Raw genomic sequence first — 18,135 nt, 5'->3', positions numbered from 1 at the left:
TCACTTCCACTGGACGGACACGTCCCGCGTCTCGATGTGCATGCCGAGCGGCACGCTCCCCCCCGCTCGGCTTCGCTCGAGCGGGGGGACCCCCATGGCGTCGACGCACACCGTCCAGGTGTGGTCCTCGTGCGTGCCCGGCGCGATCGGCACGGGAAGGCCGACCGTCGATTCGACCGTCCCCCAGTCGATGCCGAGCGCGCCGATGACGTGCGTCCCGAACGTCACGGACCCCGAACGCACCGACGTGCCCCCCGAGTTGTGGAAGCCGACGGTCACCTTCTGGCACCAGCGCTGGTCCGTCGCCTCGGTCGTCGGTGTGCCCCAGGACAGATCGGCGGGGCTGGGGGGCTTCCCCTGGCTGCGCGTGGGCCCGGGGGTGGGACCGGGCGACGTGGCGGACGGTGTCGTACGGCTGTCCGTGCCGCTCGGGCCCGGGGTGGCAGGAGAGCCGTCACTGCCGGCAGCGGCTGAAGCCCGCTCCGGAGCGTCCGGACTGCCCGAGGTGCCGGTGCTGCCCGAAGTCGGGGCCGCACCGGGTGCGTTACGGCCGCTGTCGCTCGCGCCGCTGCCTCCGTCGAGCGGCACCAGGGTCACGGACCCCGTCGGGCCGACAGAACCCGGTCCGCGCTGTCCCGAGCCGACCGTGACATATCCGCCGCCCGGGCCATGGCCCCCGCACGCGGCCACCGCCCCGCCCAGGACGACGACGACCGCCGACGCTGCCGTAACGGCGCCTCGGCGGCCACGTGTCCATGTCGTCGTACGAAGCATCGGGCCATGGTGGCTGACGCCTCGTCAGATGGGAAGCCTCCGGACGGGACCGGCGCCCCGCAGGGGCCGACCCACCGTCAGTCGGAGATCAGCCCCTCCCGCAGCTGCGCCAGCGTCCGGGTCAGCAGGCGCGAGACGTGCATCTGGGAGATGCCGACCTCCTCGCCGATCTGGGACTGGGTCATGTTGGCGAAGAAGCGGAGCATGATGATCCGGCGCTCGCGGGGCGGGAGTTTGGCCAGCAGCGGCTTCAGGGACTCGCGGTACTCCACGCCCTCCAGGGCCGTGTCCTCGTAGCCGAGGCGGTCGGCCAGGGAGCCCTCGCCGCCGTCGTCCTCGGGGGCCGGCGAGTCGAGGGAGGACGCGGTGTAGGCGTTGCCGACCGCGAGGCCGTCGACCACGTCCTCCTCGGAGACGCCGAGCACGGCGGCCAGCTCTGTCACCGTCGGCGAACGGTCCAGCTTCTGGGACAGCTCGTCGCTGGCCTTGGTGAGGGCCAGGCGCAGCTCCTGCAGGCGGCGCGGGACGCGGACGGACCACGAGGTGTCGCGGAAGAAGCGCTTGATCTCGCCCACGACCGTCGGCATGGCGAACGTCGGGAACTCCACGCCCCGTTCGCAGTCGAAGCGGTCGATCGCCTTGATCAGGCCGATGGTGCCGACCTGGACGATGTCCTCCATCGGCTCGTTGCGGGAGCGGAAGCGCGCGGCCGCATAGCGGACCAGCGGCAGGTTCAGCTCGATCAGGGTGTCCCGGACGTAGGCCCGCTCCGGGCTGTCCTCGTCGAGCGCGGCGAGCCGCAGGAACAGGGAGCGGGACAGGGTGCGGGTGTCGATGTCCCCCGCGGTCGGCGGGGCCGGGAGGTCGGCGGCCGCCGGGGCGGTCGGGGACGGCACGGCGTCGAGGGCCGTGACGCCCTCGATGCCGTCGAGGACGTCGAGAGCGTCGAGCTCCTTGGGCGCTGCCTCGCTCGTCGCGGGCGTCAGCACCTTCGAGCTGCCCTGGTCTGCGGACATGCCACCCCCTTTGGGTCGCGGGACGGTCGTGGCGGCGTCGTTCTTGCGAGCAACGCAGCCTTCACCTGAATACCGGCGCCGAAGGCCCGGCAAACGCGTCTCCCGCAGAATGTCACATGTCGGCAACACGCTGTAGTGACATGTCGACATGTGAGAAGTGAATCGGCCCTGGAAAGACCCGGTCTGACGCAATTCAGGGATCCAACTGTCGGCATCTGTGCTGGTGAGCGATTCGCTCTCGACGGTGATGCATCGATCGGGTTTGCGATGCAGGGGGTGATCCCGTGTGTGCTTCCGTGCGCCTGCTGTGCTCCGCCTCGGAGGCTTCTATGCGTCGATGCGATTCGCCGAGCGCAGCCGCTGGAAGCTGCGGGCGAGAAGCCGGGAGACGTGCATCTGGGAGACGCCGAGTTCCGCGCTGATCTGCGACTGGGTGAGATTGCTGTAGTAGCGCAGGAGAAGGATGCGCTGTTCTCGTTCCGGGAGTTGGACGAGGAGATGGCGGACCAGGTCGCGGTGTTCGACGCCGTCCAGGGCCGGGTCCTCGTAGCCGATGCGGTCCAGCAGACCGGGCAGCCCGTCGCCCTCCTGGGCGGCCTCCAGCGAGGTTGCGTGGTACGAGCGCCCCGCCTCGATGCAGCTCAGCACCTCCTCCTCGCTGATCCTGAGCCGCTCGGCGATCTCGGCGGTGGTCGGGGAGCGGCCGTAGAGCGTGGTGAGGTCCTCGGTGGCGCTGTTGACCTGCACCCACAGCTCGTGCAGCCGGCGCGGTACGTGGACGGTGCGGACGTTGTCCCGGAAGTAGCGTTTGATCTCGCCGACCACGGTCGGCATCGCGAAGGTCGGGAACTGCACGCCCCGGTCCGGGTCGAACCGGTCGATGGCGTTGATCAGGCCGATGGTGCCGACCTGGACCACGTCCTCCATGGGCTCGTTGCGGGAGCGGAAGCGGGCGGCGGCGTAGCGCACGAGCGGGAGGTTCGCCTCGATCAGCGCCCCGCGCACCCGGTGGTGCTCCGGCGTGCCCGGGGTGAGCTCCTTCAGCTCGGCGAAGAGTACCTGGGTGAGGGCTCGGGTGTCGGCGCCACGCCGTTTCTCGGGGGACACGGGAGCGGTGGCGGGGGCGGGAGGGGCCGCCTCCTCCTGAGGTGGCGCAGTACTGGCCGACACGGTCAACGCCACCTCTTCGTCGCTCAATGATCGGTCAAAAGCGGTCATAGCATCACAAGACATGTGCACTGTGTGCAAGCACCGCATAACGCCGTGTTGTCTTCAAACTCCACAAGTTGGGGATTAAGACGCATGAGAGCCCCCCGCCGTTGCGGCGGGGGGCTCTCGGGCGTAAGTGGTCAGAATTCGTAGTCGGCGATCACCCACGTGGCGAACTCGCGCCACATCGCGACGCCCGCCTGATGGGCCGGGTGCTCCAGATAGCGCTTGAGGGCGTCGGTGTCCTCGACCGCCGAGTTGATCGCGAAGTCGTAGGCGATCGGCCGGTCGCTGATGTTCCAGGCGCACTCCCAGAAGCGCAGCTCCTCGATCTGGCCGCCGAGGGCCCTGAAGGCCGCCACGCCCGCCACGACCCGCGGATCGTCGCGCTCGACGCCCTCGTTGAGCTTGAAGAGGACCAGGTGGCGGATCATGGGATGTACCTCAGCTCTTTCCTCCGTTGGCGACCCAGGTCATGAAGTCGCCCACGGCCTTGGCCGCGTCCGATATGCCCTCGAAGACTATCTGCACGTAATGGGCCGCCTTGGGCGGGTCCGTGATGATCACATACAGCGCGAAGACCACGAGCACGTATACGGCGATCTTCTTGGCGTTCACCGCCACCGCGGCCTCCCCTGTGCGTGCGTGTTGCGAGCCCCTGTTGCCGGCGGCGAGTGTAACCTTCGCGCCCTTTTGGAGGGACCAACGGTCCGCCGCCCGAGCTCTTTTGCGGTCCCGTCCCCGGACGCACGAAGGGCCCCGTCTTTCGACGGGGCCCTTCTTCGAGCGGTAGCGGAGGGATTTGAACCCTCGGTGACTTGCGCCACACTCGCTTTCGAGGCGAGCTCCTTCGGCCGCTCGGACACGCTACCGAGGGAGACCTTACAGCACACAGGGGCGTGCTCCGAAATCGGTATTCACCGGTCCCGGAAGAACTCGGTGAGGAGGCGGGCGGCCTCCGCCGCGAGGACGCCCTCGACGACCTCCGGGCGGTGGTTGAGCCGCCGGTCGCGGATCACGTCCCACAGCGAGCCCGCCGCGCCCGCCTTGTCGTCCCGGGCGCCGTAGACGAGCCGGTCGACGCGGGACTGGACGATCGCGCCCGCGCACATCGTGCACGGCTCCAGGGTGACCACGAGCGTGCAGCCGGCCAGCCGCCACTCCCCGAGCAGGGCGGCGGCCCGCCGGATCGCGAGGACCTCGGCGTGGGCCGTGGGATCGCCGGTGGCCTCGCGCTCGTTGTGCCCGGTGGCGAGCACCGTCGTACCGTCCGGGGACAGCACGACGGCGCCGACGGGGACGTCCCCGCCCCGGACGGCCCGTTCGGCCTCGGCCAGGGCGAGTCGCATCGCGGCCCGCCAGCGGTCGCGTACCGGGTCCGGAGCGGCGGCCGGGTGCTCGACGGTCAGCGGACGGTCTCCAGCACCTCCGAGGCGCCCAGGGCCTCGGCGATCGCGCCCAGCGCGTCCTCGGCGTCCAGCGAGCGCAGCTCCTTCTCGCTGATGCCCAGGTCGTCGAGGATCTGGCTGTCGCCCACGGGGCTGTGCGGAACGGCGTCGGCGGCGGTGCTCTCCTCGTCGTCCTCGTCGGACTCGGACTCGCCGTCCTCGGTGCCGTCGAGGTCGAGGGAGTCCAGGTCGGGGCCGTCGTCGGCACCCGGCTCCCGGCCGAGCAGCTCGTCGGTGAGCAGCAGCTCGCCGTACGCGCTGCGCTGGGCGGCGGCCGCGTCCGAGACGTAGATGCGAGGGTCGTCCTCGCCGTCCACGCGGACGACGCCGAACCAGGAGTCCTCCTGCTCGATCAGCACGAGCACCGTGTCCTCCTCGGGAGAGGCTTCACGGGCCAGGTCGGCAAGATCCGACAGGGTCTCCACATCGTCGAGCTCTGTGTCGCTCGCTTCCCACCCGTCTTCGGTGCGCGCGAGCAGTGCGGCGAAGTACACCGTGACTCTCCCACTGGTCATAGGCGTGCCGGTTGGGGGTCCCCCCGGCGGAGGTACTTGGGCGGAGAGAGCTGGGCTCCGAGCCCCACCCACTCGGAATCGTGGCAGAAACAAGGCGTTCAGGGGACGTCTTCGACGCCCTGTGTCTTGCAGCCACCTGCGGATCGTACGCGGCTTTTCCAGCCGCTCACGCACGCCCACCGCCCAAACGCCGGTGTGTGCGCGGATCTTCCTGACCCAGAACTTACTTACCGCGTCCTGCCCCGGATGATTCCCACGAGGATTCCCAAGCGTGTCCCTCCCACGGTCGGTCTACCAGCGGAACGTCCGCATGCGCATCGCGTGGCGCAGCCGGGCGGCCTTGGCGCGTCGCGGCTGGACCCGGGCGCGCAGCTCACGGGCCTCGGCGAGGTCACGCAGGAACTGGGCGCGGCGACGCCGGCGCTCGGCGTCCGTCTCCGGTACGGCCGCGGCGCGTATCGCGGGCTCGCCGGCGCCCCCGGTCTCAGGCAGGTCAGGCACTCACACCACCCCAGTTCCGTCCCTCCCACTTTCCCTCGTACGGCCGCTTCGACGCCAGGGCCGGAGGGGTGGCGGCCGGGGTGCCGGACGAGGTAACGGCCGGGGTCCCGGCCGCGGGTACGCCGGAACGGGCGGGGCTGCGGCGCAGGTACCGTTAGGGGCATGCGTCTCCATGTCGTCGACCACCCCCTGGTCGCCCACAAGCTCACCACGCTGCGCGACCAGCGCACCGACTCCGCGACCTTCCGGCGGCTCGCCGACGAACTGGTCACCCTGCTCGCCTACGAGGCCACGCGGGACGTGCGCACCGAAGCCGTCGACATCCGGACCCCGGTCGCGCAGACGACCGGCGTCAAGCTCGCCCGCCCCCGCCCGCTGGTCGTGCCGATCCTGCGCGCCGGCCTCGGCATGCTGGACGGCATGGTCCGGCTGCTGCCGACCGCCGAGGTGGGCTTCCTGGGCATGATCCGCAACGAGGAGACGCTGCAGGCCTCCACCTACGCCTCGCGCATGCCCGAGGACCTCTCGGGCCGCCAGGTGTACGTCCTGGACCCGATGCTGGCGACGGGCGGCACGCTGGTCGCGGCGATCCGGGAGCTGATCAAGCGCGGTGCGGACGATGTGACGGCGGTTGTGCTGCTCGCCGCTCCCGAGGGCGTCGCGGTGATGGAGCGGGAGCTGGCGGGGACGCCGGTGACGGTGGTGACGGCGGCCGTGGACGACCACCTCAACGAGCACGGGTACATCGTGCCCGGGCTGGGTGACGCGGGGGATCGTCTTTACGGGGCGGCCGAGTAGTTCTCGCGCCCACCGGGGTGCTGATCGGGGTGCTGAGTGATCGCCCCTCGGTTCAGCACCCCTTCTTGGTGGAAGGTGCCGAGGTCGGCGCAGGCGCGGTCAGCTTGGCCAGGGTCTGGTCCGCCGCCGTCGGCTTCACCAGGCCCTTGAAGGCGTCGCCCAGGATGAGGTCGACGTCGGTGCCCTTGCGGGTGTCGGCGCGTTGTTCGGCGCCGGTGAGCTGGGCGGCGAGCACCGGCAGTGAGGTGGTCTGGGCGGCGGCGGGACCGAGCAGGATCCCGGCGTTCTTCACCTTCTTGTCGTACGCCCCGGGCGCGTTGCCCACGTCGCCGATCTTGAAGCCCCGCTTCTTCAGCTCGTCGGCGGTGGACTTGGCCAGCCCGGTGCGCTCGGTGGCGTTGTAGACGTTCACGGTGATCTGGCCCGGCTTCGGCAGGGCCTTCACCTGTGCTGCCGTGTCCGCCTTGGGGTGGCAGTCGGTCTTCGGGCCGGCCGCCGGGGCCTTCTTGCCGCCGGTGAAGACGTCGATGAGCTGCAGGGTGCCCCAGCCGATCAGGCCGAGCACGGCGACGGACGCCACCACGGCGGCCACGAGCCTGGCGCGTCGCCGCGGCGGACGCATCCGAGGGTATTTGTCCCCCGTGATCCGGTACTGGCCGCCCATGCCAGGGGGAGTGAGCATGCTCATGGGCGCAGCGTAGTGCGCCCGAGCGGCGCTGCCTATTAGATGATCAGTCGATGCCGCTCAGTGGAACCCGAAAGGGTCAAGGGTGAATGGCCGTGTCCCGCCGGGTCAGTCGAGTTCGAGCACGCGTGCGTGCAGCACCTGGCGCTGCTGGAGGGCGGCGCGGACCGCGCGGTGCAGCCCGTCCTCCAGATAGAGGTCGCCCTGCCACTTCACGACATGCGCGAAGAGGTCGCCGTAGAACGTCGAGTCCTCCGCCAGCAGGGTCTCCAGGTCGAGCTGCTGCTTGGTGGTCACGAGCTGATCGAGGCGGACCGGGCGCGGCGCGACGTCCGCCCACTGCCGGGTGCTTTCCCGGCCGTGGTCGGGGTACGGCCGGCCGTTTCCGATGCGCTTGAAGATCACACGGAAAGCCTACCGGTCAAGACGTTCCGGGCGCAGCCATGGCGGCGGAGTGCCCCGCCTGAAAAGATGCCGCAAACGGGTCATATGCGCTGCTACCGGGAAGGTTGTCGGGAGCAGGGGGTCAGGACGGACGGGGCCGCACCGGAGCGGGCGGTGCGCGGCTCCCCGCCCCGCGGGGGTTGTGCACAGGCTGTGGACCGATTTGGCCCACGAGAAGCCCGGCACCCGGCCCGGCCGTGAGATCACCCGTTCGCTGTTCGGCGTGTCCCGGCGGAGGCGGTGGCCCGCCCCCGCCGGTACCGGCTCAGCGGTCCCGTTCCTCGGGCGGCCGCTGCGGCTCGTCCTTGTGCTTCTGCTCCTGCTTGGGCTCCGTCGCCCGCCGGGCCTCCGCGCGCAACAGGGCGCGCAGGACGGCGTAGTGATCCATGGGCATGACTGTGCTGCTCCTTGCGTCTGACTGACCTGTGACCGGCCTTTGACCGGCCTTCCGCGGGGACGCGGGTCCGTCAGCAGCGCAGGACCACCGTGCGGAGCAGGGGCGGGGCGTACGGCGCCCGCGGCGTGCCGGGGCAGGCGCGTACCGGCGGCCGGGCTGGCGCCGGGTCGGGGAGGGGTGCGGGGCGCTCGGGTACGTCGGCCCGGTGGACGGCGGGGGCGGGCGGCCGCAGGAGCGTGTCGAGCACGTCGTGCTCGAAGGTCTCGGCGGACGCGCCCAGCGCGTGGGCCGCCTGGGCCTGCGCATGGGCGCCGGGCACCCACAGGGCGAGGAGCAGCACGAGAACCCGCAGCCAGGTACGGCTCCGGGGGACACTCGCGGTCCTGCTCACGTCTGGTATGTCCCCGGGGCGTGCGGGGTGTGCAGCACGCGGGGGCCGAGATCCGCCCGCTCGGCGTAGGTGCCGGGCGCGCGGTTGACGCCGCCGCTCACACCGTCCGCGGGATCGCCCTCGACCGGCTGCGGATGCTGAACGCGGTGCCGATCTCCACGATCCCCACGACGACCAGCCAGATGCCGGCGACGAGGGTCAGCACGGCCACCGACCGGAACGGCGCGTCGATGAGCACGATCCCGGCGACGAAGGTGAGGACCCCCAGGAGGATCTGCCAGCCCCGGCCGGGCATCCGGGAGTCCTCCGCGGCGGCGATGGTCTGGGTGATCCCGCGGATCAGCCAGCCGATGCCGATCCACAGGGCGAGCAGCAGGATCGACTGCATGGGCCCGCGGAAGCAGAGCAGGCCGAGCAGGATCGACAGCGCGCCGCTGATGAACGCCAGCACCCGCAGCGAGGTCGCCCTGTGCGTGCCGAACGCGGCGACCAGCTGGAAGACGCCGCTGACCAGGAGGTAGAGCCCGAACAGGACGCCGGCGGCGAGCAGGGAGGGGCCGGGCCAGACGAGCACCAGGACGCCGAGGACCAGTGAGGCGGTCCCGGTGACCAGGACCACCTGCCAGGCGGCCCGGGCCAGGGCGTGCAGGGGCCCCTCGAACGGCGGCTCGGGCTCACGCCGGTCGCCCGGCGGCGTGCCCGCGTGCACATTCCGGTCGTCGTACTCACGGCCCCATTCCGGACCGGTGTTCGGTGCCTCGGTCATGGTCCATGCTGTGAACGGCGGTGGCGGGGCTGCCATTGGGGTGGGCCGGTCGGGTGAAGCCCCGCAGCCACCCCACGTCTAGCGGCCCGACTTGCCGGAGGCCTTCGCAGCCTTCGCCGCCGCCTTCGTCTCCTGTTTGTGCGCGCGCACCTTGGCCAGTGACTCCGGCCCGGTGATGTCGGCGACGGACCGGAAGGACTCGCGCTCGCCGTACGCCCCCGCGGCCTCCCGCCAGCCCTTCGGCGTGACGCCGAGCTGCTTGCCGAGCAGGGCGAGGAAGATCTGGGCCTTCTGCTTGCCGAACCCGGGCAGGCCCTCCAGCCGTTCCAGCAGTTCGGAACCCGTCGGCACGCCCCGCCAGACCGCCTCCGCGTCCCCGTCGTAGTGCTCGACGAGGTACTGGCACAGCTGCTGGATGCGCTTGGCCATCGAGCCCGGGTAGCGGTGGACGGCCGGCTTCTCGGCGAGCAGCGCGGCGAAGGCCTCCGGGTCCATCGCGGCGATGTCGTGCGCGTCGAGATCCCCGGCCGCTCCGACGCCGAGCCGGTCGGCGATGGTCCGGGGCCCTTTGAACGCCCACTCCATCGGGACCTGCTGGTCGAGCAGCATGCCGGTGAGTGCGGCGAGCGCGGACCGCCCGAGCAGCGCGTCGGCGTCGGGGTCCTGGGCGAGGTGCAGGGTGACGTCCATGCGTCGATGGTGGCCCGGGGGCGCGCGCGGCGCAGCCGGGGTGGTCCGACGGCTTCTCCGTCTCTCGCGTACGATCCCTCCCAGGTAAGTTAGGCAAGGCTAACCTAAAATGTCGGACCTAGAGTGGAAGCGGGCTTCCGGGTGACCATCGAGACGTACCGCGACGCCTGGGGCATCCCCCATCTACGGGCCTCCAGCACCCTCGAACTGGCCCGCGCCCAGGGCCGGGTCACCGCACTGGACCGCGCCTGGCAGCTGGAGGTCGATCGCCACCGCTCCCAGGGCACCTCGGCCGCATTCCTCGGCGCCGGCGCCCTCTCCTGGGACGTCCTCGCCCGCAAGGCCCGCCTCGACGACACGGCCCGCCGCTGCTTCGCCGCGCTGGAACGCCGGGACCCGGAAACGGCCGACTGGATCCGGGCGTACGCCGACGGCGTCAACGAGGGCCTGCCGGCCGGTGCCCGCCGGGCGCCCGAATTCGCCCGCACCCCTCTCACCCCCACCCCCTGGCAGTCCTGGACCCCGCTCGGCATCTGGCTCGCCACCCATCTCCTCTTCGCCGGCTTCCCGGCCAAGCTCTGGCGCGAGCAGGCGATACGGCACCTCGGCCCCGATGCCGTCGGCCTGTTCGCCACGGACGGCCCCGGCACCGCCGGCAGCAACGGCTGGCTCGTCTCCGGCGCCCGTACCGCCACCGGGCACGCCCTGATCGCCGGCGACCCGCACCGGTTCATCGAGGACCCCGGCGTCTACCAGCAGATCCACCTGGCCTGCCCCGAGTTCGACGTCGTCGGCCTGGCCGTGCCCGGCGTCCCCGGCATCGCCCACTTCGGCCACACCGGCACGGTCGCCTGGGCCATCACCAACGCCATGGCCGACTACCAGGACCTGTACCGCGAACGCCTGCGCCGCACCGGCGCGGGCGTCGAGGCCCTCGGCCCGGACGGCCACTGGCACCGGGCCGGCCGGCACACGGAGACGGTGCGGATCGCGGGAGAGCCACCGATCGAGATCGAGGTGATCGAGACGGCGAGGGGCCCGGTGATCGCCGGGGGCCCGGAGGGCCTGGAGGCGCGTACCGACGCCGGCGACGACACGGCCCTGGCTCTGCGCCACCCACCCCGCGTCACAGCAGACCTGGGCTTCAGCGCCCTCCTTCCCCTCCTCAGGGCCCGCACGGTCCAGGACGTCGACCGTGCCCTGGACGCCTGGGCCGAGCCCGTCAACGTCGTACAGGCCGCCGACACCCTGGGCGGCACCCTCCACCGCGTCGCCGGCCGCGTACCGGTCCGCGCGGAGTCCAACCGCCTCCACCCCGTCCCCGCCTGGCAGCCCGGCCACGACTGGCACGGCTGGCACGAAACGCCGTACGCCCCAGTCGCGGACGGCGTCGCCGTGATGGCCAACCAGCGCGGCCCCGCCGCCCCCCTCGGCGTCGAGTTCGCCCCACCGCACCGCGCCGACCGCATCCGCGCCCTCCTCGACGCCCGCCGCACCTGGACCGCCGACGGCATGCCGGCCATCCACACCGACACCCACCTCGCCTCCGCCGCCCCACTCCTCGACCACCTCGCCGCCCTCGACGGCCTCAGCCCCGCCGCGGCCCGCCTGCGCGACCGCCTGCTCGCCTGGAACCGCCGCATGGACGCCGACAGCACCGACGCGGCCGCCTACGCGGCGGTGCGCGGCGCGGTCGTACGCCGGCTCGCCGCCCACCCCGTGTTCAGTCCGCTCACCGAGCCCCCGGCCTACCCGGGGGTCCTGCTCCCCTGGCTGGCGCTCGTCCCGCGCCTCGGCTACGCCCTCGAACACCTGCTGCGCGCCGAGGAGTTGTACGGCATCGACCGCCCGGCCACCGTCCGCGCGGCCCTGGCGGAGGTGGCCGCCGAACCCCCGGCCGGCACCTGGTCCCAGACCCACCGCCTCGCTCCCTGGCGCGCACTGCCGTACCCGGAAACGGACGGCGAACCGGGACTCGCGGGAGACCACGACTGCGTGCTGTGCACCTCGGCCGTCCCCGGTCTCACCGACCGCGCGGCCCGCGGCCCGGCCGCCCGTTACGTCTGGGACCTGGCCGACCGCGCGGACAGCCGCTGGGTGGTCCCCTTCGGCGCCGACGGCGTCCCCGGCGCACCCCACCACCGCGACCAACTCCCCTTGTGGCGCAAGGGGGAACTGGTCCCCGTCGTCACCGACTGGACCCTGCTGACGCTGGAACCCACCGAGGAAACCTCATGACCGACCTCCATGAACAGCACATCGACGGCTTCGGCACCGTCCGTGTCCGCCCCCTCGACCCGGTGTCCGACGCGGACGTCGTCCACGGCTGGGTGAGCGAGGAACGCGCCGTCTTCTGGGGCATGAACGGCCTGACCCGGGACCAGGTCGCCGAGATCTACGCCCACATGGCCGGCCTCGACACCCACCACGCCCACCTCGTCACCAGGGACGGCGTACCGGCGGCCCTGTTCCAGACGTACGAGCCGGCCGCGGACCGGGTCGGCGAGTGCTACGACGTCCGCCCCGGCGACCTCGGCGTCCACGTCCTCCTCGCCCCGGCCGGTCCCGACGGCCCGCGTCCCGGCTGGACTTCGGCGCTGCTGACCGTGATGACGACGTACGCGCTGCGGGCCCTGGACCGGCGCCGGCTCGTGGTCGACCCGGACGTGCGCAACACCAGGGCGATCGCCCGCTTCGAACGCCAGGGCTTCGTGCGCGGCCCGGTGGTCGTCCTGCCCGAGGTGGACCTCCCCGATGTGTTCCTGCCGGAGAAGCACGCCCAACTGGCCCTCCTGGAGCGCGCGATAGCCTTCCCCGGGTGACGATGACGCCGGACGATCTGATCGCGCACTACCGCCTCGAACCCATCCCCCGCGAGGGCGGCCTGTTCCGGCGCACCTGGGCCGGGCCCTTGCGTCCGGACGGCCGGCCCGAGGGCTCCGCCATCGTCGCCCTGCTCACCGCGGACGACTTCTGCGCCCTGCACCGCCTGCCCACCGACGAGATCTGGCACTTCTACCTCGGCGACCCGATCGACCTCCTGCTGCTCGCCCCCGACGGCAGCACCCGCACCGCCGTCCTCGGCCCCGCCCCGCTGTCCGGCCAGCACCTCCAGCTGACCGTGCCCGCCCGCACCTGGATGGGCGCGCGGGTGGCACCGGGCGGCGCGTGGACATTCTTCGGCTGCACGATGGCGCCCGGATTCACCCATGAGGACTACGAACACGGGGACCCGGCCGACCTGACGGCGCGTTACCCGGCCGAGGCCGCCCGGATCACGGAACTGTGCCGCCCATGAACAGGAGCCCGCGGAACCTGCTCGACGGACAGACCGCCCTGGTGACCGGCGCGGGCGGCGGCATCGGCCGCGCCATCGCGCTCCGCTTCGCCGAGGAGGGCGCGGCGGTGGCCGTGCACTGCCGTACGGCGGTGGACGCGGCCGGTGAAGTGGCCGCCCGGATCCGGGAGTCGGGCGGCGAGGCCGTCGTACTCCGGGCGGACCTGACGGACGAGGACGCCTGCCACCGGCTGGTCCGGGAGGTGACGGACTGGTCCGGCGGCCGGCTCACCGCCCTCGTCAACAACGCGGCCGTCCAGCCGGTCCAGCCCCTGCCCGGCATGACGGCGGCCGAGTGGCGCACGGTCGTCGACACCGACCTCACCAGCGTCTTCGTCTGCACCCAGGCCGCCGCCGCCCATATGCGGGCCCACGGCGGCGGCAGCATCACCCACATCGCCTCCATCGAGGCCTCCCGTCCCGCGCCCGGCCACGCCCACTACAGCGCGGCCAAGGCGGCGGTCGTCATGCACGCCCGTGCGGCGGCCCTGGAGTACGGGCCCGACGGCATCCGGGTCAACGCCGTATCGCCCGGCCTGATCGACCGCGAGGGCCTGGCGCAGGCCTGGCCGGACGGCGTACGCCGCTGGCTGGCCGCCGTCCCCACCGGCCGGCTGGGCCGCCCCGAGGACGTGGCCGACGCCTGTGTGTTCCTGGCCTCGTCGCTCGCGAGCTGGATCACCGGTCACGACCTGACCGTCGACGGCGGCATCTCGGCCCGGCCGACCTGGTGAGCATTGCGGCCGACCGCTCGCGTCGCCCGCGTGGTGAGCGCTCCGGCCGGTCTCCGCGTACTCATACGGAGGACAGGCGGCGAGGGAGGGGACGAGTGCTGCTGCGCGACCGGCGCCGGTGGCCACGGCGGCTGGGCCTGCTCTGTGCGGGCCTCTTCATGCTGCTGCTGAGCACGGCGGCCCCCGCGTCCGCCCACGCGGCCCTGCGCACGACCGACCCCGCCGACGGAACCCTCCTGCGCACGGCCCCCCGGCACATCACCCTGACCTTCACCGAATCGGTCGGCCTGCTCACCGACTCCTTCCGCGTCTACGACCCCACCAACCACCGCCTGCGCACGGGCCCCGCGGAGCACGCCCCCGGCCGCTCGGACACGGCCCGCGCCGCCCTCCCCGCGAAGCTCGCCACCGGCACCTACACGGTCGCCTGGCGGGTGGTGTCCGCGGACAGCCACCCGGTGTCCGGAGCACTCACCTTCTCGGTCGGCACCCGCACGGCGACGACCGCGAGCCCGGTCCCCGACGACACGGAGAACCCCGCCACGGCGGCCCTGTACAACATCGCCCGCTACCTCGCCTACCTCTCCCTGGCCCTCCTCCTCGGCGCGGCGGCGTTCGTGGCGTACTGCCGCCCGCCGACGGCGGCCCCGCTGCGCACCCCGGTGCTGGCCGCGGCCTGGACCCTCCTCGCCACGACGGCCGCCCTGTACCTCCTGCGCACCCCCTACGAGGAGGGCACAGCACCCGGCTTCTCCCTGGACTCCCTGACCCGCACGGCCACGACCCGCCCCGGCGCCCTCCTGCTCATCCGCCTGGCACTGCTGCTCCTGGCCGGCGCCGGCGTGGCGCTCCTGCGGGCCCGCCGCAGAAGACTCCCGCGCCGTACGACGCTCGCCGTGGCCGGGGCCGTCTCCCTCCCCCTCGCCCTGACCTGGACGGCGGCCGACCACGCCGCGGTGGGCGTCCAGGTCCCCCTGGCCATCACCTCCGCCACGGTCCACCTGCTGGCCATGGCGGCCTGGCTGGGCGGTCTGGCGGCCCTCCTGCGCACCCTGCGGCACACCTCCCCGGCCACCGTGGCCCGCTTCTCCCGCCTGGCCTCCGTCTCGGTGCCGGTCCTGGTCCTGACCGGCGTCTACCAGTCCTGGCGGGGCCTCGGCTCCTGGCAGGCGCTCACGGACACGACGTACGGCCGGACGCTGCTGGCCAAACTCGCGGCGGTCACCGCGCTCCTGCTGGCGGCGGCCTGCTCCCGCGCCTGGACGACCCGCCTCGCCCGGGACCCCCGAGTCGCCGTCGCCCGAGTCCCCGAACCGGCCACGGGCCCCCCGCTCCCCCCGGAACCCGCCACCCCGCCCCCACCCCCGCCCTCGCACACCCTGCGCCGCTCGGTGCTGGCGGAGGCGGCCGTCGGCGTGCTGGTCCTGGCCCTGACGACCCTCCTGACGAGCACCGTCCCCGGCCGCGCGGCCGAGCAGGCCACACGGTCCGGAACCGCGACGACCGGCATCCCCACGGCCTCCGTCACCACGATCCCCTTCGACGTCGGCACCCCAGGCGGCCACGGCAAGGTCCAGATCACCCTGGACCCGGGCCGGGTCGGCCGCACCTCCGTACAGGCGGTGGTCTACGGCCCCGACGGCGGCCTGTCCACGGTCCCCGAACTCCGCGTCACCCTCACCCTGCCCGCCCGGCACCTGGGCCCCCTCGACACCCGCATCACCGACCGCGGCGGCTACTGGTCCACCGACTCCTTCGACCTCCCCCTCCCCGGCACCTGGACGATGAAGGCAACGGTCCGGGTGTCGGACCTGGACCAGGTGACGGTTTCGGCGCCGGTGCGGGTGACGCGGTAGGCGGACCAGGGCAGATTCCCGAAAGTCCTCTCGGCCGTGCTCAGGGGTGACTACCGTGGATCTCCGATCTCACCGCGGGTGCGGACCTGCGAGCCGGGCCGGCCTGCCGCAGGTGCCCGGCGAGGGATTCGAGGCCGCACCGGTGAGGGAAGTCTGAGGCTGTGCCATGTCGGCATGGCGTGGCAGGAGATGCCAAGGGGGGCGCTATGACGTTCGTCGTCGAGGCTGCGGTGGGATGCGTGTTCGCGTGGGCGGTACGCAAAGCCCGCCGAGTCGGCGGCCGGGCCGACGCCGAGGTCGACCACGCTCTGGACGCGGCGATGGACAGGGTCCACGGTGTCGTGGTGCGCCGTCTCGGCCCCGGCGGAGAGGTCGAACGGCTGGAGCAGGAGGCCGCTGCCGGGCAGAGCGAGCCCAGCGCCCTCACCCGTCGCAACGTCGAGAACGGGCTTGCGGAAGCCGCCGCCCAGGATGCCGCGTTCGCCCAGGAGCTCCAGGACGCGGTCAAGGCCCTGGAGGACGCCAAACGCGCCGCCGACCCCAGAACCCTCGGCGCTTACAGCCTGACCGTCGGCGGCAACATGGACATCAAGGCCGACAACGGCTCCGTGGCCGGCGGCAGCGTCCACGTCGAAGGCGACCTCTCGCTGGGAAACCCTCCCAGGCCCGGGACGGCCACCTCCTGACCGTCCCGGGCACCACACCTGCCCGGCCCCCCACAACCACCCCGTACGCCGAACCCGTGGCAGGCATGTCGGCGGACCGCGGGGCGATGGCCGCGCACCACCTCATCGCCCGCGACATCTACATCGGCGGCAGACCCGCCACCGAACCGGCAGCGGTATCGGTGGAGCTTCCACCGCTTCCTGAGGTGGCGCCCGGCTTCACAGGACGTGGGCGGGAGCTGGACGACCTGCTCGCGGTGCTCGGCTCCCGCGAGGCGGCAGAGCAGGAAACGGGGGGTTCCGGCGGCGTCACTTCGGTGGTCGTGTCGGCGGCGGTGCGGGGCATGGGCGGGATCGGCAAGACCACCCTCGCCCTCGCCGCCGGCCACCGTGCCCTGGCCGACGGAGCCTTCACCGGCGCACTCTTCCTGGACGTGCGCGGGTACGACGACGCGCCGGTCGACGCCGCTCGCGCACTGGACGACGTCCTGCGCCAGCTCGGCGTCGATGCCGCCCAGATCCCCCCGGAACGGGCCCAGCGCGCCGCCGCTTACCGCGCCCAGCTCGCCGCCCGAGCCCGCCGCGGCGAGCGGCTCCTGGTCATCGCGGACAACGCCTCCGCCGGTGAACAGGTCGAAAGCCTGATTCCCCGCGCCCCCCACCGCCTCCTGATCACCTCTCGCGACGACCTCTCCCACATCGGCGCCCGGCTCATCGACCTGGAAACCCTCCCACTCGGTGAGGCCGTCGACCTCCTCGACGCCGCCGTGCGCACCGCCCTCCCCAAGGACGGCAGGGTGGCCGCCGACACCGATGGGGCCCGGCGCGTCGCCGAACTGTGCGGCTGCCTGCCGCTGGCCCTGCGCATCGCCGCCGCCCAGCTGGTCGCCGACCGCTCCCTGAAACCCTCCGACCTTGCCGTCGAACTCGAGGACCCCGCAGAGCGGCTGGACGTGCTGGACGACGGCTCTCGCGCGGTGCGCGGCGTCGTGCAGCGGTCGGCGCGCCGCCTGGCCCCGCCCCAGGAAGAACTGTTCCGGCAGCTGACGGTCAACCCCGGGCCGGACTTCTCGCTGGAAGCCGCCGTGGCGATCAGCGGAGTCGGCAAGGCCAAGGACGTCCGCCCACGGCTGGCCGCCCTGGTCAGGGCCAGCCTGCTGCGCCAGGACCCCGACAGCGGCCGGTGGAGCATGCACGACCTCGTCCGCGCCTACGCCACCGAGCAGGCCGCCCACCACCCCGCCGCCACGCAGCGCGCCCTGAGGCGGCTTCTGGAGCACTACTTCCGCTTCGCGTGGGACGCGGTCACGCACCTCAACCCCGCCGCCGGCGGCAACGTCTCCCGCTTTCGCAACCGAGCCCGCGCAATGGCATGGTTCGATGCCGAGCGTGCCAACTTGGTGGCCGCCGTCCAGGCCGCCCACGCCGGCGGCCACCTCGACGTCGCGGTCAGCGTGCCCGGCTGCATCAGCGAATACCTCCTTGCCCGTCGGCTCCTGAACGATGCGCTCAGCGTCAGCACCATTGCTCTCGACTCCGCCAGGGCACTGGGCCACCACCGTGCGCAAGCCGCGGCATGGAACAACCTCGGCGCCGCCCTTCAGGAGCTGCGTCGCTATGACGAAGCCCTGGACGCCCATCAGCAGGCTCTCGACGCCTTCGGTGCCCTGGGCGACACCGACGGCCAAGCCAAGGCGTGGCTGAACCTCGGCAATACCCTTCACGAGCTGCGTCGCTACGAGGAAGCCCTGGACGCCCGTCAGCAGGCTCTCGACGTCTTCTGTGCCCTGGGCGACACCGACGGCCAGGCCAAGGCGTGGCTGAACCTCGGCGCCACCTTTCAGGAGCTGCGTCGCTACGAGGAAGCCTTGGACGCCCGTCAGCAGGCTCTCGACGTCTTCGGTGCCCT

The 18,135-nt window shown here is 72.6% G+C and carries 22 protein-coding genes and 1 tRNA gene; 8 read left to right on the top strand and 15 right to left on the bottom strand.

What is annotated here, in order from left to right; genetic code table 11:
- The 9 genes from ACZ418_RS15520 to ACZ418_RS15480 form a co-directional block, all read right to left on the bottom strand.
- Window positions 1-774: a hypothetical protein gene (locus ACZ418_RS15520; protein WP_468362522.1), complete on the bottom strand. Its 774-nt coding sequence runs from the start codon at window positions 772-774 to the stop codon at window positions 1-3.
- Between the two features lie 77 nt (window positions 775-851).
- On the bottom strand, window positions 852-1,790 hold the full coding sequence (locus ACZ418_RS15515; protein WP_468362520.1) for an RNA polymerase sigma factor SigF: 939 nt from the start codon (window positions 1,788-1,790) through the stop codon (window positions 852-854).
- Window positions 1,791-2,117: 327 nt separating this feature from the next.
- Window positions 2,118-3,008: an RNA polymerase sigma factor SigF gene (locus ACZ418_RS15510; protein ID WP_468362518.1), complete on the bottom strand. Its 891-nt coding sequence runs from the start codon at window positions 3,006-3,008 to the stop codon at window positions 2,118-2,120.
- Window positions 3,009-3,139: 131 nt separating this feature from the next.
- Entirely contained in the window at window positions 3,140-3,433 is a 294-nt protein-coding gene (locus ACZ418_RS15505) for a Dabb family protein (protein ID WP_468362516.1), read from the bottom strand.
- Window positions 3,434-3,443: 10 nt separating this feature from the next.
- Window positions 3,444-3,623, bottom strand: a complete 180-nt coding sequence (locus ACZ418_RS15500; protein WP_055708362.1) for a hypothetical protein — start codon at window positions 3,621-3,623, stop codon at window positions 3,444-3,446.
- A gap of 163 nt (window positions 3,624-3,786) precedes the next feature.
- Window positions 3,787-3,871 (bottom strand) — tRNA-Ser (locus ACZ418_RS15495).
- Window positions 3,872-3,916: 45 nt separating this feature from the next.
- Entirely contained in the window at window positions 3,917-4,348 is a 432-nt protein-coding gene (gene tadA / locus ACZ418_RS15490) for a tRNA adenosine(34) deaminase TadA (protein WP_468362514.1), read from the bottom strand.
- A 56-nt stretch (window positions 4,349-4,404) separates the two neighbouring features.
- A complete protein-coding gene (locus ACZ418_RS15485; RefSeq protein WP_468363191.1) occupies window positions 4,405-4,941 on the bottom strand; it encodes a tRNA adenosine deaminase-associated protein in 537 nt (178 codons plus the stop codon).
- Between the two features lie 312 nt (window positions 4,942-5,253).
- The gene (locus ACZ418_RS15480; RefSeq protein ID WP_468362512.1) at window positions 5,254-5,463 is read right to left on the bottom strand and encodes a hypothetical protein; all 210 of its coding nucleotides are present in this window, start codon (window positions 5,461-5,463) and stop codon (window positions 5,254-5,256) included.
- 162 nt (window positions 5,464-5,625) lie between these two features.
- On the opposite strand from ACZ418_RS15480, the gene upp reads away from it, so the two are divergent.
- Window positions 5,626-6,261, top strand: coding sequence for a uracil phosphoribosyltransferase (upp, locus tag ACZ418_RS15475; RefSeq protein WP_468362510.1), 636 nt, complete (start codon window positions 5,626-5,628; stop codon window positions 6,259-6,261).
- A gap of 52 nt (window positions 6,262-6,313) precedes the next feature.
- On the opposite strand, the gene ACZ418_RS15470 is transcribed toward upp, so the two are convergent.
- The 6 genes from ACZ418_RS15470 to ACZ418_RS15445 all read right to left on the bottom strand — a co-directional run bounded on the left by ACZ418_RS15470 (window position 6,314) and on the right by ACZ418_RS15445 (window position 9,634).
- Entirely contained in the window at window positions 6,314-6,949 is a 636-nt protein-coding gene (locus ACZ418_RS15470) for a LytR C-terminal domain-containing protein (protein ID WP_468362508.1), read from the bottom strand.
- Between the two features lie 105 nt (window positions 6,950-7,054).
- On the bottom strand, window positions 7,055-7,351 hold the full coding sequence (locus ACZ418_RS15465; RefSeq protein WP_004943146.1) for a type II toxin-antitoxin system VapB family antitoxin: 297 nt from the start codon (window positions 7,349-7,351) through the stop codon (window positions 7,055-7,057).
- Window positions 7,352-7,655: 304 nt separating this feature from the next.
- Window positions 7,656-7,784 (bottom strand): hypothetical protein, encoded by a 129-nt coding sequence (locus tag ACZ418_RS15460; protein WP_468362506.1) that lies wholly within the window; start codon window positions 7,782-7,784, stop codon window positions 7,656-7,658.
- A gap of 73 nt (window positions 7,785-7,857) precedes the next feature.
- Complete coding sequence (locus tag ACZ418_RS15455) at window positions 7,858-8,178, bottom strand: hypothetical protein (RefSeq protein WP_468362504.1); 321 nt, start codon at window positions 8,176-8,178, stop codon at window positions 7,858-7,860.
- Between the two features lie 97 nt (window positions 8,179-8,275).
- Window positions 8,276-8,944, bottom strand: a complete 669-nt coding sequence (locus ACZ418_RS15450; protein ID WP_468362502.1) for an HdeD family acid-resistance protein — start codon at window positions 8,942-8,944, stop codon at window positions 8,276-8,278.
- A gap of 78 nt (window positions 8,945-9,022) precedes the next feature.
- Window positions 9,023-9,634, bottom strand: a complete 612-nt coding sequence (locus ACZ418_RS15445) for an HhH-GPD-type base excision DNA repair protein (RefSeq protein WP_468362500.1) — start codon at window positions 9,632-9,634, stop codon at window positions 9,023-9,025.
- Between the two features lie 141 nt (window positions 9,635-9,775).
- Here ACZ418_RS15445 and ACZ418_RS15440 point away from each other — a divergent pair, with 141 nt between their 5' ends.
- The 7 genes from ACZ418_RS15440 to ACZ418_RS15410 all read left to right on the top strand — a co-directional run.
- Window positions 9,776-11,872, top strand: coding sequence for a penicillin acylase family protein (locus ACZ418_RS15440; RefSeq protein WP_468362498.1), 2,097 nt, complete (start codon window positions 9,776-9,778; stop codon window positions 11,870-11,872).
- The gene (locus tag ACZ418_RS15435; RefSeq protein WP_468362496.1) at window positions 11,869-12,456 is read left to right on the top strand and encodes a GNAT family N-acetyltransferase; all 588 of its coding nucleotides are present in this window, start codon (window positions 11,869-11,871) and stop codon (window positions 12,454-12,456) included. The genes ACZ418_RS15440 and ACZ418_RS15435 overlap by 4 nt, the downstream gene beginning before the upstream one ends.
- A 2-nt stretch (window positions 12,457-12,458) precedes the next feature.
- On the top strand, window positions 12,459-12,932 hold the full coding sequence (locus tag ACZ418_RS15430; RefSeq protein ID WP_468363189.1) for a cupin domain-containing protein: 474 nt from the start codon (window positions 12,459-12,461) through the stop codon (window positions 12,930-12,932).
- Window positions 12,929-13,705 carry an SDR family NAD(P)-dependent oxidoreductase gene (locus ACZ418_RS15425; RefSeq protein ID WP_468362494.1) on the top strand — a complete coding sequence of 259 codons (777 nt, stop codon included), beginning with the start codon at window positions 12,929-12,931 and terminating at the stop codon, window positions 13,703-13,705. Before ACZ418_RS15430 ends, ACZ418_RS15425 begins: the two co-directional genes overlap by 4 nt.
- Window positions 13,706-13,863: 158 nt before the next feature.
- Window positions 13,864-15,561 (top strand): copper resistance CopC/CopD family protein, encoded by a 1,698-nt coding sequence (locus ACZ418_RS15420; RefSeq protein ID WP_468363187.1) that lies wholly within the window; start codon window positions 13,864-13,866, stop codon window positions 15,559-15,561.
- Between the two features lie 206 nt (window positions 15,562-15,767).
- On the top strand, window positions 15,768-16,247 hold the full coding sequence (locus ACZ418_RS15415) for a hypothetical protein (protein ID WP_468362492.1): 480 nt from the start codon (window positions 15,768-15,770) through the stop codon (window positions 16,245-16,247).
- Window positions 16,248-16,312: 65 nt separating this feature from the next.
- On the top strand, window positions 16,313-18,135 hold a 1,823-nt coding region (locus tag ACZ418_RS15410), incomplete at its 3' end, for a tetratricopeptide repeat protein (protein WP_468363185.1).

It is taken from the genome of Streptomyces sp. NPDC030820 (genome assembly GCF_055572075.1).
Note: the sequence above shows the minus strand (reverse complement) of the source record. Positions and strands in the feature narration are given on the sequence as shown.